The organism is Poseidonocella sp. HB161398 (assembly GCF_005870025.1).
In the GTDB taxonomy this organism is placed as follows: domain Bacteria; phylum Pseudomonadota; class Alphaproteobacteria; order Rhodobacterales; family Rhodobacteraceae; genus Mangrovicoccus.
Genome location: NZ_VATA01000004.1, coordinates 147,145 through 170,232 on the forward strand (window position 1 = coordinate 147,145; position 23,088 = coordinate 170,232).

At 69.1% G+C, this 23,088-nt stretch carries 22 protein-coding genes and 1 pseudogene; 12 read left to right on the forward strand and 11 right to left on the reverse strand.

Translation table 11 applies throughout. The annotated features are described in order from the left end of the window. Positions 1 to 892: 892 nt before the first annotated feature. Together FGX59_RS39580 and FGX59_RS38610 are read left to right on the forward strand one after the other, a co-directional pair. Positions 893 to 1,084, forward strand: a pseudogene (locus FGX59_RS39580) (pentapeptide repeat-containing protein); the annotation flags it as partial. A 135-nt stretch (positions 1,085 to 1,219) separates the two neighbouring features. Continuing rightward, a complete protein-coding gene (locus FGX59_RS38610) occupies positions 1,220 to 1,528 on the forward strand; it encodes a hypothetical protein (protein ID WP_240722252.1) in 309 nt (102 codons plus the stop codon). On the opposite strand, the gene FGX59_RS05180 is transcribed toward FGX59_RS38610, so the two are convergent. Together FGX59_RS05180 and FGX59_RS05185 are read right to left on the reverse strand one after the other, a co-directional pair. Further along, the gene (locus tag FGX59_RS05180; protein ID WP_138465459.1) at positions 1,525 to 2,739 is read right to left on the reverse strand and encodes a sigma-54 dependent transcriptional regulator; all 1,215 of its coding nucleotides are present in this window, start codon (positions 2,737 to 2,739) and stop codon (positions 1,525 to 1,527) included. The genes FGX59_RS38610 and FGX59_RS05180 overlap by 4 nt on opposite strands. After that, a complete protein-coding gene (locus tag FGX59_RS05185) occupies positions 2,736 to 4,532 on the reverse strand; it encodes an ATP-binding protein (protein WP_138465460.1) in 1,797 nt (598 codons plus the stop codon). The genes FGX59_RS05180 and FGX59_RS05185 overlap by 4 nt, the downstream gene beginning before the upstream one ends. Before the next feature lie 83 nt (positions 4,533 to 4,615). On the opposite strand from FGX59_RS05185, the gene FGX59_RS05190 reads away from it, so the two are divergent. Further along, positions 4,616 to 5,800 (forward strand): cytochrome P450, encoded by a 1,185-nt coding sequence (locus FGX59_RS05190; protein ID WP_138465461.1) that lies wholly within the window; start codon positions 4,616 to 4,618, stop codon positions 5,798 to 5,800. A 156-nt stretch (positions 5,801 to 5,956) separates the two neighbouring features. Then, the gene (locus FGX59_RS05195) at positions 5,957 to 7,444 is read left to right on the forward strand and encodes a replicative DNA helicase (RefSeq protein WP_138465462.1); all 1,488 of its coding nucleotides are present in this window, start codon (positions 5,957 to 5,959) and stop codon (positions 7,442 to 7,444) included. An 11-nt stretch (positions 7,445 to 7,455) separates the two neighbouring features. On the opposite strand, the gene FGX59_RS05200 is transcribed toward FGX59_RS05195, so the two are convergent. Next, on the reverse strand, positions 7,456 to 8,070 hold the full coding sequence (locus FGX59_RS05200; RefSeq protein ID WP_138465463.1) for an acyl-homoserine-lactone synthase: 615 nt from the start codon (positions 8,068 to 8,070) through the stop codon (positions 7,456 to 7,458). A gap of 163 nt (positions 8,071 to 8,233) precedes the next feature. Between FGX59_RS05200 and FGX59_RS05205 the strand changes: the two genes are divergently transcribed. Continuing rightward, complete coding sequence (locus tag FGX59_RS05205) at positions 8,234 to 9,121, forward strand: autoinducer binding domain-containing protein (RefSeq protein ID WP_171060517.1); 888 nt, start codon at positions 8,234 to 8,236, stop codon at positions 9,119 to 9,121. A 7-nt stretch (positions 9,122 to 9,128) separates the two neighbouring features. On the opposite strand, the gene htpX is transcribed toward FGX59_RS05205, so the two are convergent. Then, on the reverse strand, positions 9,129 to 10,043 hold the full coding sequence (htpX, locus tag FGX59_RS05210; RefSeq protein ID WP_138465465.1) for a zinc metalloprotease HtpX: 915 nt from the start codon (positions 10,041 to 10,043) through the stop codon (positions 9,129 to 9,131). Positions 10,044 to 10,182: 139 nt separating this feature from the next. Beyond that, a complete protein-coding gene (locus FGX59_RS05215; protein ID WP_138465466.1) occupies positions 10,183 to 10,815 on the reverse strand; it encodes a VPLPA-CTERM sorting domain-containing protein in 633 nt (210 codons plus the stop codon). A 321-nt stretch (positions 10,816 to 11,136) separates the two neighbouring features. Here FGX59_RS05215 and FGX59_RS05220 point away from each other — a divergent pair, with 321 nt between their 5' ends. Beyond that, complete coding sequence (locus FGX59_RS05220; protein ID WP_138465467.1) at positions 11,137 to 11,532, forward strand: ArsC/Spx/MgsR family protein; 396 nt, start codon at positions 11,137 to 11,139, stop codon at positions 11,530 to 11,532. Between the two features lie 82 nt (positions 11,533 to 11,614). After that, positions 11,615 to 12,373: an ion channel gene (locus FGX59_RS05225; RefSeq protein WP_171060518.1), complete on the forward strand. Its 759-nt coding sequence runs from the start codon at positions 11,615 to 11,617 to the stop codon at positions 12,371 to 12,373. A gap of 3 nt (positions 12,374 to 12,376) precedes the next feature. Here FGX59_RS05225 and FGX59_RS05230 read toward each other — a convergent pair whose 3' ends face one another. Further along, positions 12,377 to 13,015, reverse strand: a complete 639-nt coding sequence (locus FGX59_RS05230) for a thiamine phosphate synthase (RefSeq protein WP_138465468.1) — start codon at positions 13,013 to 13,015, stop codon at positions 12,377 to 12,379. 125 nt (positions 13,016 to 13,140) lie between these two features. On the opposite strand from FGX59_RS05230, the gene FGX59_RS05235 reads away from it, so the two are divergent. The 5 genes from FGX59_RS05235 (at position 13,141) to FGX59_RS05255 (ending at position 17,877) form a co-directional block, all read left to right on the forward strand. Next, the gene (locus FGX59_RS05235; RefSeq protein WP_138465469.1) at positions 13,141 to 13,896 is read left to right on the forward strand and encodes an RNA methyltransferase; all 756 of its coding nucleotides are present in this window, start codon (positions 13,141 to 13,143) and stop codon (positions 13,894 to 13,896) included. Between the two features lie 148 nt (positions 13,897 to 14,044). Beyond that, positions 14,045 to 14,770 (forward strand): phosphotransferase, encoded by a 726-nt coding sequence (locus FGX59_RS05240; protein WP_138465470.1) that lies wholly within the window; start codon positions 14,045 to 14,047, stop codon positions 14,768 to 14,770. Between the two features lie 16 nt (positions 14,771 to 14,786). Next, positions 14,787 to 15,188, forward strand: a complete 402-nt coding sequence (locus FGX59_RS05245) for a hypothetical protein (protein ID WP_138465471.1) — start codon at positions 14,787 to 14,789, stop codon at positions 15,186 to 15,188. Positions 15,189 to 15,263: 75 nt separating this feature from the next. Next, positions 15,264 to 16,403 (forward strand): heme A synthase, encoded by a 1,140-nt coding sequence (ctaA, locus tag FGX59_RS05250; protein ID WP_138465472.1) that lies wholly within the window; start codon positions 15,264 to 15,266, stop codon positions 16,401 to 16,403. Between the two features lies 1 nt (position 16,404). Further along, on the forward strand, positions 16,405 to 17,877 hold the full coding sequence (locus FGX59_RS05255; protein ID WP_138465473.1) for a carboxypeptidase M32: 1,473 nt from the start codon (positions 16,405 to 16,407) through the stop codon (positions 17,875 to 17,877). 65 nt (positions 17,878 to 17,942) lie between these two features. Here the strand turns inward: FGX59_RS05255 and FGX59_RS05260 are convergent, their stop codons facing one another. From FGX59_RS05260 to yajC, 5 genes are all read right to left on the reverse strand, one after another. Beyond that, the gene (locus FGX59_RS05260) at positions 17,943 to 18,335 is read right to left on the reverse strand and encodes a ketosteroid isomerase-related protein (protein ID WP_138465474.1); all 393 of its coding nucleotides are present in this window, start codon (positions 18,333 to 18,335) and stop codon (positions 17,943 to 17,945) included. Positions 18,336 to 18,850: 515 nt separating this feature from the next. After that, complete coding sequence (locus FGX59_RS05265; protein ID WP_138465475.1) at positions 18,851 to 19,723, reverse strand: 5'-nucleotidase, lipoprotein e(P4) family; 873 nt, start codon at positions 19,721 to 19,723, stop codon at positions 18,851 to 18,853. 265 nt (positions 19,724 to 19,988) lie between these two features. After that, a complete protein-coding gene (gene secF / locus FGX59_RS05270; protein ID WP_138465476.1) occupies positions 19,989 to 20,963 on the reverse strand; it encodes a protein translocase subunit SecF in 975 nt (324 codons plus the stop codon). A 1-nt stretch (position 20,964) separates the two neighbouring features. Next, positions 20,965 to 22,629 carry a protein translocase subunit SecD gene (secD, locus tag FGX59_RS05275; RefSeq protein ID WP_138465477.1) on the reverse strand — a complete coding sequence of 555 codons (1,665 nt, stop codon included), beginning with the start codon at positions 22,627 to 22,629 and terminating at the stop codon, positions 20,965 to 20,967. After that, complete coding sequence (gene yajC, locus FGX59_RS05280) at positions 22,629 to 22,958, reverse strand: preprotein translocase subunit YajC (RefSeq protein WP_138465478.1); 330 nt, start codon at positions 22,956 to 22,958, stop codon at positions 22,629 to 22,631. Before yajC ends, secD begins: the two co-directional genes overlap by 1 nt. Between the last annotated feature and the right edge of the window lie 130 nt (positions 22,959 to 23,088).

A 23,088-nucleotide genomic window follows, 5' to 3' on the forward strand; every position in this document is an offset into this window, starting at 1 on the left:
TGACGCTGCTGGGCGTCGAGGATATCGACTTCTTCCTCGACAGCCGCCAGACCGACCTGCCGCTGATCGGCGTCTCCATCCCGACGGCAAGCTTCTTCGTCGCCGCCCCGATCCTCGGCGCCGCTCTCCATGTCTACCTGCATCTCTTCGTGCGCAAATCCACCGCCGCGCTGATGGTCCCGCAGGCGGAGGTCAACGGCACGCGGCTGGAGGCGCATATCCTCCCCTGGCTCCTCAACGACCTCGTCCTGCGCTGGCGCCGGGACGGCGCGGCAGAACCACGGCCGCTCGACCTGCTCGCCACCATCACCGCGATCCTGCGGATCTGGTGCGCCGGACCTCTCGCGCTCGGCTATGCCTGGTGGCGCAGCTGGCCCGCCCATGACTGGGTGATGAGCTACTCGGCACTGGCCTGCGCGCTCTTCGCGCTCCATGCCAGCCTCGCCAGCTGGTCCCGCTTTCTCGATGACCTGGGGCGACGGAAAGGCGTCCTGACATGGCGCCACGCCCTTGCGATTGCTGCGACACTCTCCGCGGCAATCGCGACGCTGCCCCTGACGCACATCAAGACCGTGGGCGGCACCTTCAGCCCGTTCGATCTGGCACCCGCCGCAAAGTGGATGGAAAGGCTTCTCGGATCCGGACCCGACGACCGGAAGCTCGACCTGGCCAGCGCAGACCTCACAGAGGCGGTACTGACACCCCTGCCCGCGGACTGGCTGCCCTACGACATCCACAAGCGCCGCTTCCGCATCGACTGGTGCGCGCGCGAAGGGCTCGATGCCGAGACCTGCGGCCCGCCGCATTTCTCCGACGCCGAACCAGTGCCCCATCTGCTGACCCTGCGCCGCCACTGGTGCGCAGAGGAGAAGCGGGGATTGGAGGCTGAGGCGTGCGATGCCTTCTTCCAGCGGCTCGACGACCGCTTCCCCGATGCCTGGGCAACCGACGCCGCACGAAACTTGGGACGCTCACCCGCTGGGCCCCAGCGCATGCCGATCTGCGCGGCGCCTATCTCAGCTCCGCCGGATTGCAGGCGGCGGACCTCAGCTGGGCGCGGATGGAAGGGGCGGACCTCAGCTTGGCGCAGATGGAAGGGGCTGACCTCAGCGGGGCGTTTTTGGCCGGAACCGGGGAGGCCGAGATTGCGTTGGTTGGCACGAACCTTAGCGCGAGCATAAACCATGGCGGCGCGCTCAGATTCTCGGATCTCCGGAAGATGGAATTCAACGCGGCGACAGATTGGCGGAATGCCTTCCTCGACGGGTCGGTCGCGCTGCCCGACGGGTTTCCCGCACCAGTGGTCCATGCCTGCGGCTGGATCACGGCACCCATCGCCGAGGATGCCGAGTTCTTCGGCAAATGGCGCGGCTGGCTGGAAGCTGCTCCAGAACTCGCACTGGGCTTGCCGACACCTCCCTGGATGGATCTATTCGGCCCCGAAACACTTCGCGACATGGCCGCTATCCCGCCACCGCCAGAATGCCAGTGGGACACCTCCCCTCTGCCCGGCGCGGAGGCCCGCTAGCGGTATTCCTCGGGCTTCAGACCGTGGCGCGCGAGCTTGTCGTAGAAGGTCTTGCGCGGCAGCTTCAGCTCTTCCGCCGCGCGGCTGGCCTGGCCGCCATTCCTCTGCAGCGCCCGGACCAGAAGGGTCTTCTCGACCTGGGCCATGTGCTCGGCCAGGCCCAGCCCCTCGCCCGCCTCGGGCCCTTCGAGCCCCAGGACGAACTGCGTCGCCTCGTTCATCAGCGCCCGCGCATTGCCCGGCCAGTCGCGCGCCATCAGATCGGCGAGATAGCCGTCAGGCACCGGCGGCACCGGCACGCGGGAGCGCTCGGCGATGTCGGCCACGTAGTAGAGGAAGAGGTCGGGGATGTCCTCCACCCGGTCGGTCAGGGGCGGGATGTCGACCCGCACCGCGTCGAGCTGCAGCCGCAGATCGGCGTTGAAGCCCGGCTCGCGCGCGAGATCGCGGTAGGTCCCGGCGATCAGCAGCGCTTCGCAGCCCGCCTCCAGCCGCTCGAGCAGCGCGAATTGCGTGTCCCCGGCCAGCGCCGCCACCTCGTCGAGGAAGAGCGTCCCCGCCCCCACCGCGCCGAAGGCCGCGGTCAGATCGGCCGCCGAGAGCCCGTAGGAGGCGCGCTTCTCGAACGGCGCGGCCTCGCGCCCGGCCAGGCGGCGGATGACATCGGCGATGCGCGGCGTGTTGGTCCCGTCCGGCCCGGTCAGCAGCACCGGCTGCCCCGCCGCCGCCACCGCGCGCAGCCGGTCGCGATAGGCCTGGGCGACCGCGCTCTTACCCGGCACCATCCGCGCGGCATGGTCGCCGGTCTGCAGCCGCTTCTTCAGCGCGCGGTTCTCCAGCACCAGCTGGCGCAGCCGCATCGCCCGCTCCACCGCCGCGAGCAGGGTCTTGGGATCGCAGGGCTTCTCGAGGAAGTCGAAGGCGCCGTCCTGCATCGCGCGCACCGCCATCGGGATGTCGCCCTCGCCGGTCAGCAGGATCACCGGCAGTTCGGCATCCTGGGCGCGGGCATAGTCGAGCAGGTGGAAGCCGTCGCGCCCGGGCATCCGGATATCGGTGACGACCACCCCGGGAAAGCCCGGCGCGATCAGGTCCTTGGCCGCCACGAAACTGCCCGCCGCATGGACGCCGTGCCCGGCCAGATCCAGCGTCTGCGCCAGCGCCTCGCGCACCAGCGGGTCATCCTCGACCAGAAGCACTTCGCCCGTCATGCCGCCTCTCCGTCCGCCGCAGGGTCGATCGAGGGCAGCGTGACGGTGAAGACCGCGCCGCCGCCTTCCCGGTTCCGCCCCTCGATATTGCCGCCGAAGCTCTGCACCAGCCCGTAGGAAATGGAAAGTCCCAGCCCCATGCCCTCGCCCGGGCCGACCTCCTTGGTGGTGTAGAACGGGTCGAAGATGCGGTCGGGATGCGCCAGGCCCGGCCCGCGGTCGGCCACCGAAAGGCGCAGCGCCCCGTCCGTCTCCTCCAGCCGGATCGCCAGCTCGCCCTGGCCGGGCCCCATCGCGTCGAGCGCGTTCAGCACGAGGTTCGTCACCACCTGCTGCAGCCGCACCTCGCCCGCCATCACACGCAGCGGCGCCGCGGGCGGCTGCCAGTCGAGCGCGACGCCGCGCAGCCGCGGCTCGGCCATCTCCAGCGCCGCGCCGATCACCCGGACCGGATCGACCGCGCGCACCGGCGCGTTCTCCTGCCGGGCGAAGGCGCGCAGGTTGCGGATGATCCGCGCCATCCGCGCACCGAGCTCGGAAATGCGCGCGAGGTTCTGCGCCACCACATCGGTGCGGCCGCGATCGAGCAGCAGCTGGGCGTTCTCCGAAAAGGACTGGATCGCCATCAGCGGCTGGTTCAGCTCGTGGCTGATCCCCGCCGACATCTCGCCGAGCGCCGAGAGCTTGCCCGCCTGCACCAGCCGGTCCTGCGCCGCCTTGAGCCGGGCCTCGGCCTCCTTGCGCTCGGCCACCTCGTGGCGCAGCCGGGTATTCGCCGCCGACAGCTCGCGCGTGCGGCTAGCGACCCGGGTTTCCAGGACCTCCTTGGCGGCCGCCTCCACCGCGAGCCGCGCGCGCAGCGCGTCGCGCCGCTCCAGCACCCAGAGGCCGAGCGCCGCCGCCAGCAGGCTCGCCAGCACCGCGAGCCCGGTCTGGGTCGCCGCCATGCGCTGCGCCGTGGAGACATCGAGCAGGACCTCCGCCTGCATGCCGATCTGCGGCAGCTCCCGCTCGGCATGCAGCCCGAGCCGCGGCAGGTAGCGCCCGCCCGCCGGGATGCGCCAGAGCTCGTGGCCCGCCACCTCGCGGGCGCGGTAGTCCGGGAAGCCGCCATCGCCCGCCCCCATCTGCGCAAGCACCAGCTCGCTGCGGTTCGACAGCATCACCCGGCCCTTCGCGTCGCGGAAGAAGACCGCGGTCGGATCAGCGCGCCATTCCGCCTCGATCGCCTCCAGGTCGACCGCCATCGCCAGGAAGCCCGAGGGCGGCGAGAGACGCTGGCCGAAGACCGGCGCGGCAAAGGCAAAGCTGCGCCGTCCGGTCTCGGGGTCGACGCCGGAGACAAGCCCCAGCGCGCCCTGCAGGGCCCGCTCCGCCGCGGTCTTCCACAGCTCGGGCACGCCGCGGCTGCGGTCGAGATCGCTGCGCGCCGCCACCCGCCCGTCGCGGCGGAAGACCGCGATCCGCAGCGCCCCGGTCTTGTCGGCGATCGATTGCAGAAGCGCCTCGGCCTCGCGCCGCGACACCTCCTGCAGCGTCGGGTCGAGCGCGGCGAAGCCCGGGCGCAAGAGCGCCTCCACCTCGGGATGGTCCGAGAGCAGCACGGCCAGCTCGCGGTAGCTCTGCAGCTGCGCGATCAGCCGGTCCGAGGTCTGGCCCAGATCGCTTTCCGCCCGGGTCGCCACCAGCCGCAGGGCCGAGCGCCAGCTCGCCTCCCAGACGGCCACCCCGATCACGGCCGAGCCGCAGATCAGGAGGAGGGCAAGCAGGAGGCGGCGGCGGATCAGGGTCATGGCGGCAACCATAGGCCGCGCCCGCAGCCGTTCCAATCCCCGCCGCGCTTGGCAAGCCGCGCGCGCTTGCGTATCGCGGGGCCATGCAGAGCTTCCGCCAGCCCCCCGCCGATCCCGCCTTCGTCCAGGACCCCTATCCCGCCTACGAGGCGATGCGCGCCCGGGGGCCGGTCGTCTTCTGGGAAGACTACGGCATGGCCGCCGCGGTCTCGCACGAGGCGGTGCAGGGCATCCTGCGCAGCCGCGACTTCGCCCGGCTGCCGCCCGCGGGCATGGAGGCGCCCGCCCCCTGGGATACGCTCCCGGCCTTCCGGCGGCTGGAGGAGGCCTCGATGCTCTCGAACGAGGCGCCGCGCCATCCGGTGCTGCGCCGCTCGGTGGTGACGGCTTTCACCAATGCCCGCGTGCAGGCAATGGCCGGGCGGATCGAGACGCTCTGCCACCAGCTGGTCGACGCCTTCCCTTCAGGGCCCTTCGACCTGCTCGCCGCCTATGCCGTGCCGATCCCGGTGACGGTGATCGCCGAAATGCTGGGCGAGCCGGTGGCGCTGGCGCCCAAGCTGCTCGACTGGTCGCATGCGATGGTGCGGCTCTACACCCAGGCGCCAAGCGCGGCCGAGCGCGCCGCGGCCGAGGCCGCCTCTGCCGAGTTCGCCGCGCATCTGGAGGCCTCGCTCGATGCCCGGGCCCCGCGCAGCGACGGCGATCTGGCCGAGGCGCTGCTGGCCGAGGAGGCCGCCGGGCGGCTGAGCCGCGACGAGGTGATCGGCACCTGCGTTCTGCTGCTAAATGCCGGGCACGAGGCGACGGTCCACGCGATCGGCAATGCGGTGAAGCTGCTGCTCGCCCAGCCCGGTCCGGCGGCGCTGGCCGCGGAGGACACCGTGGCGGCGACGGCGGAAGAGACTCTGCGGCTCGACCCGGCGCTGCATCTCTTCACCCGCTACGCGCAGCGCCCGGTGGAGATCGCGGGCTGCCGCTTCGCGCCCGGGGACCAGGTCGCCTGCCTCCTGGGGGCCGCGAACCGCGACGCGGCGGTCTTCGCCGATCCGGCCGCCTTCCGCCCCGGGCGCAGCCAGAAGGCGATGACGAGCTTCGGCGCGGGCGTGCATTTCTGCCTCGGCGCGCCGCTGGCGCGGCTGGAACTGCAGATCGCGCTCCGCGTCCTTTTCGCCCGCTGCCCCGGCCTGCAGCTGGCCGAGCCGCCGCTCTATGCGCCGACCTACCATTTCCACGGGCTTTCCCGGCTAATGGTGACGCAAGGTTAGGCCTTGAGCTGCCCACAATCCCTTGTGGACAGAATCCGGCCTGCCCCGTAATCTGGACCCGAGCAGTTATACAGACTTATCCACAAGATATCCGCCTTGCTCCCCCCAGGCGCTTGGCGCTATCCCGCCCGGTACGGGTGAAAAGAGGCAGGAACCATGAACGACATGGGTCAGATCGGCGCGCAAAGTGCCGATGAAGTCAGCGACGCGCTACCGCATTCCATCGAAGCCGAGCAGCAGCTTCTGGGCGCGGTCCTGACCAATGACCGGGTCTTCGACCGGGTCGCATCGATCCTGAAAGCGGATCATTTCTACGACCCCGTGCACGGGCGCATCTTCGAAGTCGCAGCCAGCCGTTTCGCCAAGAACGCGCTGGTCAGCCCGGTGACGCTGGGCGCCTTCCTGGAGGACGATCCGGGGCTGGGCGAACTCGGCGGTCCGGCCTATCTGGCGCGGCTCGCGGGCGCGGCGATCTCCACCTTCGCGGCGGCCGACTACGCGCAGCTGATCCACGACATGTACATGCGCCGCCAGCTCATGCAGCTCGGCCGCGACATCTCGGACCGCGCGCGCCGGGTCGATGCCGAGAGCGAGCCGAAGGACCAGATCGTCGAGGCCGAGCAGGCGCTCTACGCGATGGGCGAGCAGGGACAGGCGTCGAAGGGCTTCACCTCCTTCCTGCGCGCCGTGACCGAGGCGGTGAATGTCGCCAATGCCGCCTACCAGCGCGACGGCGGCCTCGCGGGCATCTCCACCGGGCTCGACGATCTCGACAAGAAGCTGGGCGGGCTCCACCGTTCGGACCTTCTGATCCTCGCCGGGCGCCCCTCGATGGGCAAGACCTCGCTGGCAACCAACATCGCCTTCAACATCGCCAAGGCCTACCGCAAGGGCACCCTGCCCGACGGCACCGAGGGCGCGGTGAATGGCGGCGTGGTCGGCTTCTACTCGCTGGAGATGTCCTCCGAGCAGCTCGCCGCGCGGGTCCTGTCGGAAGCCTCCGAGGTCCCCTCCGAGCAGATCCGCCGCGGTGACATGACCGAGGCCGAGTTCCGCCGCTTCGTCGAGGCGGCGAAGACGCTGGAATCCTGCCCGCTCTATATCGACGACACGCCCGCCCTGCCGATCTCGCAGCTTGCGGCGCGGGCGCGGCGGCTGAAGCGGACTCACGGGCTCGACGCGCTGATCGTCGACTACCTGCAGCTCGTCCGCCCCGCGACCGCCAAGGACAGCCGGGTCAACGAGGTCTCGGAGATCACCCAGGGCCTCAAGGCGATCGCGAAGGAGCTGAACATCCCGGTGGTGGCGCTGTCGCAGCTCAGCCGCGCGGTGGAAAGCCGCGAGGACAAGCGCCCGCAGCTTTCCGACCTGCGCGAATCCGGCTCGATCGAGCAGGATGCCGACGTGGTGATGTTCGTGTTCCGCGAGGAATACTACAAGGAGCGCGAGAAGCCCTCCGACGACAATCTCGAGGCGATGGCGAAGTGGCAGGAAACCATGGAGCGCTGCCACGGCAAGGCCGAGGTCATCCTGGGCAAGCAGCGCCACGGCCCGATCGGCACCGTGGAGCTGAGCTTCGAAGGGCGCTTCACCCGCTTCGGCAATCTGATCAAGCCCTGGCAGAACGGAAGCGAGAGCTTCTAGGTCGCCAGGTGTCAGGCCGCCTGCAGTAGCGGCCGCGCCGCCGCCCGCTCTGCCAGGCGGGCGGCGCATTCCTGCAGCCGCCAGTCGGCCTCGGCGGTGCAGTCCCAGCGGCAGAGCCAGGTCTCGCGGCCATCCGTCTCGAAGCTGTCGAGATGCCTCGACGCCCAGCCGTTGCGGGCGATCGCCTTGGCCACCCCGGGATAGACGACGCCGAAAAGCTGCTCCTGCCCGCTGCGGCGGCCATGGCGGCAGAGGCCGATCAGCAGCTCCGTCACCGCCTCGCGGCAGAGCCGCCCGCCGAGCCCCGGCGCGCTGCAGAACCGCGTCACCTCGCTCATCCGCTGCAGCTCGCGGCGATGGCGGCGCCACAGATGCGGGAAGGCGGCGGCCGTCATGCTGCCCGCGGCCGCGCGGCGCAGCCGCAGCGAGGCCAGGTGCCGCCCCTCCCGCGCGACCATCAGGTATTCCGTTCCCCGGCGGTCGAACCCGTCGATTTCCGCCCCGGTCTCGCTGAGCTTCAGCTCCCAGCGGTGGCGGCCGACGAACTGCGCGGCACGGTCAAGGTGCATGGCCCCTGCCAGGGCGGATGCGGCGGCGAAGTCTTCGTAATTGTAGATAGAGGTCATGCTCTTTCTCCCTGAGATTGCTACCAATTAGAACAAATTGGAAACATCCTCAGGAAGCTTCAGAGCGGTTTAGAAAAGGTATCCGGTTGTAAAAATTCTTCCTGCATCCGGGAAATATCGTTATCCTCGAAGCATGATGGCGAATTGGGTCTACACTTCTCTCGTGACTACCATTGGTTCGCTGAAAGACGCCGGCGAGGACACGCTGGCAGCGGACATCCTGCGGATCGCGCAGTCTCAGGACATCGGAACTCTCCGCGTCTTCCGGCACGAAGAGGCAGAGCAGCTTTCCGGACGGATCGACGATGTGCGCGACACGGCGGGCATGGGCGCGATGCTCAAGCCGCTGGCCGCGCTCTTCGGCGCCAACCATGCCACCGTCCATGTCGTCACCGACACGCCCTCGATGCTGATCGACCCGCGCGTGATCACGACCTATCCCGACAGCTGGATCACCCGCTATGTCGAGCGCAGCTATTCGGCGATCGACCCGGTGATCGCGCGGGCGCGCAGCACCGATGGCGGGTTCTTCTGGGACAGCCTGGAGCGCAGCTCGCCGCGGGTGGCGGGCTTCTTCGCCTCCGCCTCGGAGCTGGGGGTCGGCGCGGCCGGCTATACCCTGCCCAAGCGGATCTGGAAGGATCTTCGCGTCGCCCTCACGCTCTCTTCGGTGCAGACCGACCTGGCCTTCCGCGACGCGATGGAGCCGCAGCTGGGGGATTTCGAGATCATCGCCGAGCAGGTCCTGCGCAGCTTCGCCGAGCTCGCCTCCGAGGAGGTGCGCGCCGACAGCCGCCCGCCGCTGGAGCTGTTGCGGCTGCTCTATGCGCTGTCCCAGGGCGCGACGCTGGAGGAGGCCTGCGCGCGCTACGGCCATCCGGAGGCGGCCGAGGCCGAGGCCGAGATCCGCGCCTACTACGGCACGCGGACGCTGGTGCAGGCGGCGATGATCGCCGCCCGGCTGCGCCATCTGGAGGCCCTGCCCTTCGACCGCAGCGACATCGCCGGCACCGCCGACGGCGCGGCGCCGCTGCCCGACGGCAGCGGCTGAGGCCGGGTCAGCCCCAGGGACCGCTGCGCTTGCGCGACACGCGCGGCACCGCCGACGGTTCGGGTGCGGCATGCCGTGCCGCGGCAGGACGGCCGCCCGACATGGCCCGCAGGGCCGCCACGCGGTTCTCGGTCGCCGGGTGGGTGGCGAAGAGATTGTCCATCTTGCCGCCATGCAGCGGATTGACGATGAACATATGCGCCGTCGCCGGGTTCCGCTCCGCCGCCATGTTGTCGATCCGCGGCGCCGTGCGGCCCAGCCCTTCCAGCGCGGAGGCCAGCCATTCGGGATTGCCGCAGATCTCGGCGCCGATCCGGTCGGCCTCGTATTCGCGCGAGCGCGAGATCGCCATCTGCACCAGCGACGCGGCCAGGGGCGCGAGGATCATCATCGCGATCGTCCCGGCAATCCCCATCCGCTCGCGGCTGCCGCCGAAGAAGAGCGCGAAATTCGCAAGCATGGAAATCGCCCCCGCGAAGGTCGCGGTGATCGTCATGATCAGCGTGTCGCGGTTGCGGATATGGGCCAGCTCATGCGCGACGACCCCGGCGACTTCCTCGCGGCTGAGCGTGCGCAGCAGGCCCGAGGTCACCGCCACGGCGGCATTCTGCGGGCTGCGCCCGGTGGCAAAGGCGTTGGGCTGCGGCTCGTCGATCAGGTAGACGGCCGGCACCGGCAGGTCGGCCCGCTCGGCGAGGCCGCGCACCATGTCATTGAGCCCGTAGCGGTCCCCGGCAGCCAGGAAATGCGCATTGTGCATGCGCAGCACCATCTTGTCGGAATTCCACCAGCCGACCAGGTTCATCGCTGCGGCCACGACCAGCGCGATCATCGCGCCGCCGCTGCCGCCCAGGAGGTAGCCCACCCCCATGAACAGCGCCGTCATCGCGGCCATCAGCATTGCGGTCTTCACATAGCCCATCTCTACCTCCGGAACTGCCTTCCGGATATGGGCCGCCCGATGAGCCGCGGCAAGCCTGTCGCGAAAAAGCGAAGGGCCCCCCGTGCGGGAGGCCTTTCAGAGATCATGCCACGTGAATCGGGGCCCTGCGGGTTCCCGGTCAGGTCCGGCGGGACCGGCGTCGCAGGCCCGCGAGGGCGCCGACACCGCCCATCAGCAGCAGCGCCGGAACCGGCAGCGGAACGGCCGCGGCCTGCAGATCGGTGCCGGAGCGCACCAGGATGGTCTCGTGCGCCGGGTCGTAGATGGTCAGGCCGCGGTTGCCGGCCAGCTTGAGATCGAAGACATCGTCATCGGGCGTGGTGCCGATGGTGCCGGTGGTGAAGGTCAGGGTGCCGATCACCGAGCCGTCGGACAGGTCGTCCAAGAGGTCATAGCCGACGCCGATCGCGGCGTTGCCAGAAACTTCGAATTCCTTGGTCAGGCCGCTGATGCCGGAGGCGAAGGAGAAATACCAGTCGCCGTCGACATTGATCTCGGCCATGTCATTGGCGATCAGCGTGAAGCGCCACAGTTCCGGCGTGCCGCCCATCGTGTCGCCGCCGGCCGTCGTGTAAAGCACGTCGATCGCGTAGGTGGTGTCCGACGACAGGTAGCAGACATTGCTGACGCTGTCGGAAAAGCCGACCACCCCGTCGCAATCATCGGTATCCAGCATCAGGGACGCCTGGCTCGCCGTCGCCGCCATCAGCAGCGCTGCGCCCCCCGCCAGGCTCCGGATAGCGGTTGCCATTCTCATTCCAATAATTCCTTCTCAAACTCGCAGGGAAAATCCTGTTGAGGTTATACACGATTCACAATGCACGCTTACACAGATAATTGTCTCCAATCTGCTAATCCCATGACATTTCCTAGGGATGGCGGGAGAGGGTTAACGCTTTACTAAAATCCGGCGCAGTTTGTCCGGAGTTTACATGCACAACGGACAGGATTTGTCCACCTCCGCTCCAGCCCCGCGGGAAATCCTCCCCTGCCGCGAATCAGCCTCCGCCGGCGCCGGTTCTGGCACGCTGCCTGCTTTTCCAGAGGCAGCACGACGCCGCAAGGGGAACCCATGTCCATTGTCACCTTCTACGAAAAGCCCGGCTGCATCTCGAACACCCGGCAGAAGCAGCTGCTGAAGGCCTCGGGCCATCTGCTGAAGGTCCGCAGCCTGCTGGAGCACCCCTGGACGCCGGAGGAGCTGCGGCCGTTCTTCGGCAGCCTGCCGGTGGCCGCCTGGTTCAACCCGACCGCCCCGGCGGTGAAATCCGGCAGGATCCGGCCCGCGACGCTGGACGAGGCGCAGGCGCTGGCGCTGCTCTGCGCCGATCCGATCCTGATCCGGCGCCCGCTGATCGAGGCCGAGGGCCGCCGCGGCGCGGGGTTCGACGCCGCCGGGATCCATGCCTGGATCGGGCTCGCCGACCCCGGCACCGAGGTCGACGACCGCTGCGCCAGCGGCGGCTGAGCCGACCGCGGCCGGCTTTTTCCTGTGCAAGCCGGACCTGCCCAGCTATCTCTTCCGAAAGGACTTTCCGGAGAGGCAGGCGATGGAGCGGATAAGGGAACTCTATCACGGCGACAGCCGCGAGGCGCACCGGTTCCGCTACGGCCTGGTCGCCTTCGACCTGGCGACGATCGCCTTCATCGTGGTGACGTCCTTCCTGCCGCGCAGCCTCTGGATCGAGGTCGCGGATGTCTTCCTCGGGCTTTTCATCATCACCGATTTCGCCATCCGCTTCTGGCTCGAGGCGGATCGCTGGCGCTTCGTCACCCGGCCCTCGACCTGGGCGGACATCGCCGCGATCTTCTCGTTCCTGGCGCCGATCACCGGCGAGGGCCTGGGCTTTCTCAGGGCGATGCGGACGCTGAGGCTCCTGCATTCCTACCAGCTGCTGGCGCGGCTGCGGCGGGACTCAGGCTATTTCCGCAAGCACGAGGACGTGTTCCTGGCCACGGTCAACCTCTTCGTCTTCCTCTTCGTGGTGACGGGGATGATCTATGTCAGCCAGGTGCATATCAATCCGCAGATCAACAACTATGCCGACGCGCTCTATTTCACCGTCACGACGCTGACCACCACCGGCTTCGGCGACATCACGCTGCTTGGCACGACGGGGCGGATGCTGGCCGTGGCGGTGATGATCTTCGGCGTCACGCTGTTCCTGCGGCTGGCGCAGGTGATGTTCCGCCCCTCGAAGGTGCGCTGCGAATGCAAGCGCTGCGGACTGGCGCTGCATGATGCCGACGCCATCCACTGCAAGCATTGCGGCGCCTTCATCCATATCGACACCGAGGGGCTGACCTGAGGCTCAGCCGAGCAGCTTCTCGATCTGCCGCAGCAGCGCGACCGGGTCGTCATGCGCCCAGAGATCCTCGCCCAGCCCGATGAAGTCGGCGACCGGCGCCAGCTCGCGGATCTTCGCCAGCGGGTCCTCGCCCTTGCCGATCAGCGCGCCCTCGGCCACGACCGGCAGCTCGATCGTCTCGGTCCACCAGGCAAACAGCTCGGTCTCGGCGATCTCCTCGCCCAGGCCGGTATCGGCGACCGGGCCGAAGCTGACATAGTCGGCCCCCGCCTCGCCCGCGGTCATGCCGTCATGGCGAGAGGTGCCGCAGAACGTGCCGACGATGGCCTCCTCGCCCAGGGTCTCGCGCGCCTTGCGGACATTGCGCGAGCCTTCCAGATGGACGCCGTCGAGGCCCAGCCGCTCGGCCAGGGCCAGGTGCTTCTCGACCACGAAGGGCACGTCGCGCTCATGCGCGATCATCCGCACCGCATCGGCGGCGCGCGCCACCGCATCGGCATCCTGGCTGCCCAGCCTGAGCCGCAGGCAGGCGATCTCCACCGCGTCCAGAACGGCGGAAAGCCGGTCGGGGAAAGTCTCCAGATCGATCCCCGGCGGGGTGATCAGGTAAAGCTGCGTGCGGTCGTCCTGAGGCTCTGACATCTTGCGGCATCCGTCTTGGGTCGGTCCGACCTCCTAGTGGTGCAGGCCCGCCAAGGCAAGCCCCCGCGCCCGGCCCCGGGCGAAACCCCGTTGCCCGCCGCGGCGCCCTGCGCTAAGCGCGCGGCATGAGCCAGCCCGCCATTCCCCCCGAACTCGCCCCGGTCTTCGTCCTCGTCCGCCCGCAGATGGGCGAGAATATCGGCGGGGCCGCCCGCGCGATGTGGAATTTCGGCCTCGACCGGATGCGGGTCGTGGCGCCGCGCGACGGCTGGCCGAACCCCAAGGCGGTGGCGATGGCCTCGGGCGCGGGGCGGCTGCTGGACGAGGCGGTCCATGCCGATGACACGGCCGGGGCGCTGGAGGACTGCGCCTATGTCTTCGCCACCACCGCGCGCGCCCGCGGCCTGACGAAGCCCGTCTTCACCCCCGAGGCCGCCATGGCCCATGCCGCCAAGCTCGCCCATCAAGGCCAGCGCACTGCCGTGCTCTTCGGACCCGAGCGCGCCGGGCTGGAAAACGACGACATCGCCCGCGCCAATGCGATCATCAACGTGCCGGTCAATCCCGACTTCGCCTCGCTCAACCTCGCGCAATGCGTGCTGCTGACCGCCTATGAATGGCGTCGGCAGGCGGTCGAGGTCGCGCCCGAGCGGCTGGAGCTGGCCGGGGCGGACATGGCCAGCGCGATCGAGATCGAGAAGCTGGCCGAGCATTACGACCGCCGCCTCGACGAGGCCGGGTTCTTCCATCCGCCGGAGAAGGCCGAGGGCATGAAGATCGTGCTGCGCAATCTCTGGTCGCGGATGCCGCTGACCCGCTCGGACGTGCAGATCTTCCACGGCATGCTGCGCCAGATGGTGCGCTGGAAAGAGCGCGGCTGATACCCCCCGGCCGGAGGGCGGCCTGACAGGCCGTCCCCGGGCCCGCGGAGCGTTGCCGAAACGGCCTAGCCCGCTGGCCCGGCTCGGGAAAACCCCGGATCGGCGATTTTCCGCTGGTCTCACGCTTCCGTGAGGCTACCTTGGGAAAATGAGCCCTTCCGAGAGCCCCGCCCCCTTGCCGCCCACCGCGCTCTGGGACTGCCAGGCGCCGTTGCAGCGCATCCGCGGCGGGCACCGCAACCGCGCCTTCCGCACCCAGGGGGCGGAGCCGCAGCTTATCTTCAAGTCGACGCGCCGCAGCGAGGCGGCGCTCGCCTGGCTGGCGCCGGTGCATGACGCGGCCGAAGCGGCGGGCTTTGCCGTGCCCCGGCTCCTGCCCAGCCGCAACGGACGGCTCTGCGAGGCGGGCTGGACCTGCGAGGCCTGGATCGAGGGCCGCAGCTTCCCCGCTGCCGGGCTGCCCAGGCTGCGCGCGGCACTGGAGACGCTCCATGCCGCCTGCGCGGGCCTGCCGCAGCGGCCGGGCTTCGCCTCGGCACGCGAGCTGCTGGCCCGCGAGTCCGGCGGCGACATCCGCCTTTCCGCCCTGCCGCGCGAGGCCGCCGCCGCCTGCCGCGAGGCCTGGCACGCGCTGACCCATCGCCGCGAGACCGCGATCCATGGCGATCTCAATCCCGGCAACCTGCTGCGCTGCCCCGACGGGCGCACCGCTCTTCTGGACTGGGACGAGAGCCGCCGCGACCTGGCGCTCTTCGATCTCGGCCAGCTCGGCCCGGTCGACAGCCGCGAATGGCGCGCCATCCTCGCCTGGGAGGTCGCCTGCTGCTGGGAACTGGAGCCCGCCCATGCCGAAAAGCTGCTGAAGCAGCTGTGACAGGAGACAGCCCCCGATGACCAGCCGCGACGCCTTCGACATCGCCTGCGCCGTTTCCGCGATCTACGTGAAGGTGCTGCAGTTCTTCATCGCCATCTGCACGCTTTTCGGCGGCTGGATCATCGCCGGAGAGACCGTCAGGGCGCTGCCGGTGGCGGGCTGGGAACGGCTGGGGCTGATCGCGATCTTCCTGGCCTCCGCGGGCAGCCTCGCCCTGGGGCTGGTGCAGCTGGCGCGGCGCAGCAATGCCGCGCTGGAGATCGGCCTCGCCCTGTCGCAGGCGGACGGCACCGGACCCGAGGCAGCGCGCCGCGCGCTCTTCCGCGGGCAGCCGGTCTGGCCGACCGGCGCGGCAACCGCCATCGTGATGGCCGTGATCTGCCTGCTGACCGCCTTCCTGCAGGCCCCGCCCTCCTAGCCCGCGCGCGCCCTCTCCCTTGCCCGTGCCCGCCCCGTGCCCTAGGAAACCCGCGACCGTGTGAGGGAGCACCCCATGAGCAAACGCAGCATATTCGAAGAGGTCGGGACCGAAGGCCCGGCGGAAAAGGCGGCCCCCACGCCGGGGCTGATCGACCGCGGCCAGGACCGCGGCCGCGGCGCCGTGCGGATCTGGCTCCTGGTGATCGGCCTTCTCGTCGTTGCCATGATCGCCGTGGGCGGGCTGACGCGCCTGACCGATAGCGGGCTGTCGATCACCGAATGGAAGCCCGTCACCGGGGCGCTGCCGCCGATGAGCGCTGAGGGCTGGGACAGCGAATTCGCCAAGTACCGCGAGAGCCCGCAATACGAGAACATGAATACCGGCATGACCCTGCCCGAGTTCAAGTCGATCTACTGGTGGGAATGGAGCCACCGCCAGCTCGGCCGCACGATCGGGCTGGTCTGGGCCCTGGGCTTCGCGGTCTTCGTGGCAACGAAACGCATGCCCGCGGGCTTCGCCAAGCGCACGCTGGTCCTCGGCGCGCTCGGCGGCCTGCAGGGCGCGATCGGCTGGTGGATGGTCTCCTCGGGGCTGGTCGGCGACATGACCTCGGTCGCCAGCTACCGGCTGGCCGTCCATCTGGGCCTGGCCTTCGCCATTCTGGGGCTGACCGCCTGGACGATGCTGCTGCTGTCGCGCTCCTCGCACGAGCTGATGGTGGCGCGCCGCGGCAAGGAGCCGAAGCTGTTTTCCATGGCGACCGGGCTGATGCATTTCGCCATGCTGCAGGTGCTGCTGGGCGCGCTGGTCGCGGGGATCGATGCGGGCCGGACCTTCACCGACTGGCCGCTGATGGCCGGGGGCATCTTCCCGCTCGACATGTGGGACCTGTCGCCCTGGTGGAAGAACTTCTTCGAGAACCCGGGCACCGTGCAGTTCATGCACCGGCTGTCGGGCTACCTGCTGGTGATCTTCGGCTTCATCGTCTGGCGGCGCGGCCGCCGCTCGGGCAACCTCAACACCCGCATGGCCTTCAACATCGTCGGCGGGCTGCTGCTGTGGCAGCTGGTGCTGGGCATCACCACCGTGCTGCATGCCGCGCCGCTGCCCCTGGCGATCGCCCACCAGTTCACCGCGATCCTGCTGTGGATCGCCATCATCCGGGCGCGCTTCTTCGCCCAGTATCCCAAGGCACAGTCGGTGAGAGGCTGAGATGACTGCATATGACGAGCTGATGAGCTTCACCCGCGAGACCGAGGCGCTGGCCGCGGTCGCGGGGCGCACCGGCTGGGACCAGGAAACCATGATGCCCGCGGGCGCCGCCGAGATGCGCGGCGAGGAGATGGCCGCGCTCGAGGGCGTGCTCCATGCCCGCCGCACCGATCCGCGCGTCGGCGACTGGCTGGAGGCGGCGGAGCCCGCCGATGACATCGCCCGGGCGCAGCTGCGCGAGATCCGCCGCAGCTACGCGCGCTCGGTCAAGCTGCCTGCCAGGCTGGCGACCGAGCTGGCGCGCGTGACCTCGGTCTCGCAGGGCGAATGGGCCGCGGCGCGCAAGGCCGATGACTGGGCCGCCTTCGAGCCGCGCTTTGCCCAGGTGGTGAAGCTGAAGCAGGAGGAAGGCGCCGCGCTGGCCGAGGGCGGCAGCGTCTATGACGCGCTTCTGGAGGATTACGAGCCCGGCACCAGCGGCGCGCAGATCGCCGCGCTCTTCGACGGGCTGCGGCCGCGGCTGGTGGCGCTGCGCGAGCGCATCCTCGGCAGCAGCGTCGTGCCGCCGAAGCTGTCGGGCGAATTCGACGAGGCGGCGCAGCTGGCGCTGTCGGCGCGGCTGGCGACGACCTTCGGCTACGACCTGAGCCGCGGGCGCATCGACAAGGCGGTACATCCCTTCTCCTCGGGCTCGGGGACGGATGTGCGGATCACCACGCGGACCGATCCCGCGGATCCGTTCAACTGCTTCTACTCGACGATCCACGAGGTCGGCCACGCCACCTACGAGCAGAAGGTCGACCCGGCCTATCTGCTGACGCCTCTGGGCTCGGGCGCCTCGATGGGCGTGCACGAGAGCCAGAGCCGGATCTACGAGAACCAGCTGGGGCGCAGCCGCGCCTTCACCTCCTGGCTCTTCCACCAGATGCAGGAGACCTTCGGCGACCTGCGCGTCGGCGGCCCGGACGATTTCTACGCGGCGGTGAACCGGGTGCATGCGGGCTTCATCCGCACCGAGGCGGACGAGGTGCATTACAACCTGCATGTCATGCTGCGCTTCGACCTGGAGCGCGCGCTGATCTCGGGCGATCTGGCGGTCGCCGACCTGCCCGGCGCCTGGAACGAGCGCTTCGCTCGCGATTTCGGCGCAGCGGTGGACCGGCCGTCGAATGGCGTGCTGCAGGACGTGCACTGGCCGGTCGGGCTCTTCGGCTATTTCCCGACCTATGCCCTGGGCAATGTCTATGCCGGCTGCCTGCACAAGGCGCTGCGCGAGGCGCTGCCCGATCTCGACGCGCAGCTGGCCGAGGGCGATCTCTCGGCGGCGCTCGGCTGGCTGGCGGAAAACCTGCAGCAGCATGGCAGCCGCTACGCGCCGCGCGAGACGATCCTGCGCGCGACCGGTGCCGAACCCGAGGCGGGCCCGCTTCTCGACTACCTGGAAGAGAAGTTCGGCGCCATCTACGGGCTGTGACCGGAGCCGGGAGGGGGCGCGCCCCCTCCCGGTCCCTCCCCCGCGCCAGGCGGAGGCGGACGGGCTCAGGAGACCTGGGCGATCCAGTCCTCGAGATTGTAGTAGGTCGTCACCCGGGCGATCCGGCCATCGCGCAGGCTGAAGAACGAGCCCGCGGGCAGCCGGTAGGTCTGGCCCGTGGCGGGCGGCAGGCCCTCGTCATCGGCCTTGTAGCTGCCGTTGACGATGAATTCCGCCGCGGCGCGGTCGCCCTCGGCGAAGATCACCAGATCGGTCAGGTTTTCCGAATAGCAGCGGTCCATATGGGCGCAGAACTCGGCGAAGGCGTCCTTGCCCTTGCGGATGCCGCCCTGGTTGACGTGATGCTCCACATCCTCGGTCAGCAGATCCAGCATGGTCTGGGTGTCGCCTGCGTTGAAGGCGTCGAAATAGGCGGTGATGATGGCCTTGGTGCTCATGGACCCTCCGTTGGTTTCCGGTCCCTTAGGCTGCGCCAATGCGCGCCGCAAGACCGCCGAAAGGCCCGGTTCCGCCCCGCCCCCGGCCCGGCCGCGCGGGACCCTGCCTGCCAGAGGGACCGGATCAGCGGGGACATTGCATATCGACGGCAATTCGGACGCATCCGCCCAGGGCGCCAGCTGACGGGACCCGGTCCGGACGCAGTTCCGGCGAGCCTGCTGCCCTGCCTGTTCCTCCGGCATGTCATGCTGCCGCTGACGGCCAGCGACCTTGTCCCCGGCATGCTGCGGCAGATCCGCTGGCGCTCCGAGGAGGGCAAGCGGCCGAGCCCCCGGGACACTGCCTGATCGCGCGGGCGTGCCTCGCGGGACATATCCGGGTTGCGGCCCTGTCCGGCTGGCTGGATATCGTGCCGCCCGCCCCGGCATGGCAAAACGCCCTCCCGGAAGACCGGAAGGGCGTCCTCCGTCGACGGCCCTCCCCGACCGGACGGAAAGCTGCAGCGCGGGCTTGCCTATTCGGCCGGCATCCAGGGCTCCATCGCGTCGATCTTCTTCTGCCGGCGCTCATCCTCGGAGAGCGACCACTCGCCGCCGAAGGTCGCGGACTCCCAGGAGCCGTATTCCGGGTTCGGGAACATGATCCAGTCCTGCCCCCAGCGGTCGGCGGTCTCCGCCAGCACGGCGTCGCGCTCTTCCAGGCTGCCCTCGGCGGCATCGGTGAAATCGCCCAGGTTGTCGCCCATCAGCAGCACCACGCGGTAGTTCTCGGCGACATAGGCGATGCGGTTCTCCTTGGCGGAGCCCCATTCCTCCTTGCCGCCGCGCAGGAGCACGGTGTCGGCATTGCCGCCCATCGGGAAGCCGAGCGCCTCCATGTTCTCGTAGGTCGCCTGCTTGCCCGGCTCCTTGCGGTTCGAGACGTAGAACATCTTCACGCCCTTGCTCTCGGCATACTTGGCGAATTCGACCGCGCCCGGGACCGCCTCGGAGGTCTTGCTCTCGACATAGTCGGCCCATTCCGACGAGCTGTAGCTGGTGCCGCGGGTGACGAGCGAGACCTCGTAATTGCCGTTGTCGAGCAGCGTCTCGTCGAGATCGGAGACGATTGCCAACGGCAGGTCCTCGTAGCCCTCTCCCTGCTTGTCGGGCACCGCGGTCCAGGACGGATCCTCCAGCGCGGCGTCGAGCTGCGTCTTGGCGAGCTTGAAGAGCTGCTGCACCGTGGCCTTGTACTCGACCGCGGTCTCCATCCAGACAGTGGCGTTCATCAGGTCGTTCTGCGGCGCCGCCGCACTGTCCTGGGCGGCGGCCAGAAGCCCGGACGCGGCAACGGCGAGCGCGATTGCGGAGACGGCAAGACCGGAACGAAGGGAAGTGGGACGCATGGAGTTTCCTCTGAACTGACGGCTGCCCGGCAGGGCTAGGTCTGTCCGAGACTGCGCCAGCTGTCACAAAACTGTCAAACTCGAAGTGGCGCGGCAGGGGCGCCGCGTCCCGCCTGCCCAATCCTTGAACACGGGCCTTGAACACGGGCCTTGAACACGGGCCTTGAACACGCGCGCGGCCGGGGTGCCGAACGCAGCGGGGCCGCCTCCGGCAAGGAGACGGCCCCGTCGAACCCGCGACGGCCGCTGGCCGCCGGAGACAGGCTCAGGCGTCGATATTGGCGAATTGCGTGCCGCCCTTGCCGTCGTTCTTCTTCGACCAGTCGCGCTTCACCCCGAGCTTCAGCAGGATCGCCGACGCGACGTAGATCGAGGAATAGGTCCCGACCACGATGCCCCAGATCATCGCGAAGACGAAGCCGCGGATCACGTCGCCGCCGAGCGCGAACAGAGCGAAGAGCGCGATCAGCGTCGTGAAGGAGGTCATCGTCGTCCGGCTGAGCGTCTCGTTGATCGAGAGGTTCAGCACCTCCTTCAGCGGCCGCTTCTTGTAGCGCTGCAGGTTCTCGCGCACCCGGTCGAAGACCACCACCGTGTCGTTCAGCGAATAGCCGACGATGGTCAGCAGCGCGGCGATGATCGCCAGGTCGAACTTGATCTGCAGGAGCGCGAAGATGCCGATGGTCAGCGTCACGTCATGGACGAGCGACAGCACGGCGCCGGCCGCGAACTGCCATTCGAACCGGAGCCAGATATAGACCAGCACCGCCGCGATCGCGAGCGTCACAGCGATCACCGCCTCGGTCACCAGCTCGCCAGAGACCTTGGGCCCGACGCTTTCCACCGAGGGGAAGGTGATCGAGGGATCGAGCGACTGCAGCGCCGTCTCGACATCCGCGATGGTCTGCTGCGCCACCGAGGCATCGCCGTCGCCCTGCGCCTCGATGCGGATCTGGGCGACATGCTGGTTGGCGTCGAAGCCCGGATCGAACACCTCGGTGATCGACACGTCGCCGAGCCCCAGAGGCGCCATCGCGTCGCGGTAGGCGCCGACATCGACCGGCTGCGCGCTTTCGGTGCGGATCGTGGTGCCGCCCCGGAAGTCGATGCCGAAATTCAGCCCCATGACGAAGAACAGCACCACCGAGGCGACCATCGCCGCGCCGGAAACCGCGATGAAGACCTTGGTCAGGCGGAAGAAATCCCAGTTGGTCTCCTGGGGAACGAGTCTCAGCCGCATGTCAGACCTCCAGCGTCTTGGGGCGTTTGCGGGCGAACCAGGCCAGCACGATCAGCCGCGTCACGTAGATCGCGGTGAAGACCGAGGTGATGATGCCGATCCCCAGGGTGATGGCGAAGCCCTTCACCGGGCCGGAGCCCATGAAGTAGAGGATCGCCGCGGTGATCAGCGTGGTGATATTGGCGTCGGCAATCGCCGAGACCGCCTTTTCATAGCCCAGCTCGATCGCCCGCGCCGGTCCGCGCGCGGTCTTCAGCTCCTCGCGGATCCGCTCGAAGATCAGCACGTTGGCGTCGACCGCCATGCCGATGGTCAGCACGATGCCCGCGATCCCCGGCAGGGTCAGCGTCGCGCCGATCAGCGACAGCAGGCCGAAGATCAGGCCGATATTGATGATCAGCGCGATATTGGCGAAGACCCCGAACAGCCCGTAGGCGGCGAACATGAAGGCCAGCACCGCCACGAAGGCGACCGCGCAGGCCAGCGCGCCGGCCCGGATCGAATCCGCGCCGAGCTCGGGGCCGATGGTCCGTTCCTCGAGGAAGGTCATCTGCGCCGGCAGCGCGCCCGCGCGCAGCAGAACCGCGAGCTGGGTCGACTCCTCGACCGAGAAATTCCCGGTGATGATGCCCGACCCGCCGGCAATATGGCTCTGGATGACCGGGGCCGAGATCACCTCGCCGTCGAGCACGATGGCGAAGGGTTCGCCGATATGCGCCGCGGTGTAGTCGCCGAAGCGCCGCGCCCCGCCCGGGTTGAAGCGGAAGCTGACCGCCGGACGTCCGTTCTGGTCGAAGGAGGGCTGCGCGTCGGTCAGATCCTCGCCCGAGACGACGGCGGCGGTGTCGACGGCGTAGAACACGCCCTGCTCGTTCATCGAGGGCAGCAGCTCCTGCCCGGCCTCGACCGGCTGGTGCTCGTCGGTGGTGCGGCCCGTCACCTCGTTGAAGGTCAGCCGCGCGGTGGTGCCGATCAGGTCCTTCAGCTCCTGCGCGGAGCCGATGCCGGGCACCTGGATCAGGATCCGGTCCTCGCCCTGGCGCTGGATGGTGGGCTCGCGCGTGCCGGCCTCGTCGACGCGGCGGCGGATGATCTCCAGCGACTGGCGCATGGTGCGGTCGTCGGTGGCGGCGCGCTCGGCCTCCGAGAGCCGCACGACGATCTCTGCGCCCTCGGCGCTCACCTCGAAATCGCGCGCGCCGACGCCGGTCAGCGAGACGATGGGCGAGGAAAGGTCCGAGATCGCCTGCACGGCCGCCTGGATGTTCTCGGGACGGCTGACGCGGATGCGCAGCTCGTCGGGGCTGCTGTCCTGGCGGCGGATGGTGCCGATGTCGCCGCGCTCGGCGCGCAGCGCGTTGCGGACCTCGGGCCAGAGATTGTCCATCCGGTCGGCATAGACGTCCTGGGTATGGACCTCGGCCAGCAGATGGGCCCCGCCGCGCAGGTCGAGGCCGAGATTGACGAGGCCCGAGGGCAGGAAGGAGGGCCATCCCGCCGCCTGGGCCTCGAGCTCGGGCGTCGATGTCCCGGTCCGTTCGATCGCCTGGACCGCGTCGTTATGGCTCTCCACGCGCGAGTAGAACAGGTTCGGGGCTGCAAATAGCAGCCCCGCCACGCACAGGCCCCAGATCAGGACCCGTTTCCAGACCGGGAAATCCAGCATCAGGAGGCAGCCGGCTCGGTCTTCGACACCACCTGGGCGATGGTGGACTTGACGACGCGGATGCGGACTTCGGGGGCGATTTCGACCTCGACTTCGCCGTCTTCCTTGACCTTGGTCACCTTGCCGATGATGCCGCCCTGGGTGACGACCTGGTCACCGCGGCGGACGGCTTCGATCATCGCCTTGTGCTGCTTCACTTTCTTCTGCTGGGGACGGATCAGCAGGAAGTACATGATGGCGAAGATCAGGATCAGCGGCACGAAGCCCTGGATCGCGGCCATCGGGCCTCCGGCGCCAGCGGCTTGGGCAAAGGCGGGGGTTGCGAACATTCTGGGGGTCCCTCCTGGGGCAGGTGCAAAGTCGGGCGGAACCTATGCACGGCCGCAGGGAATGGCAAGCCGGGGCGGCGAAATACGCAAGGCAAAGGGCGCGCGCCCCGCGGCACGCGCCCCTCCCTTT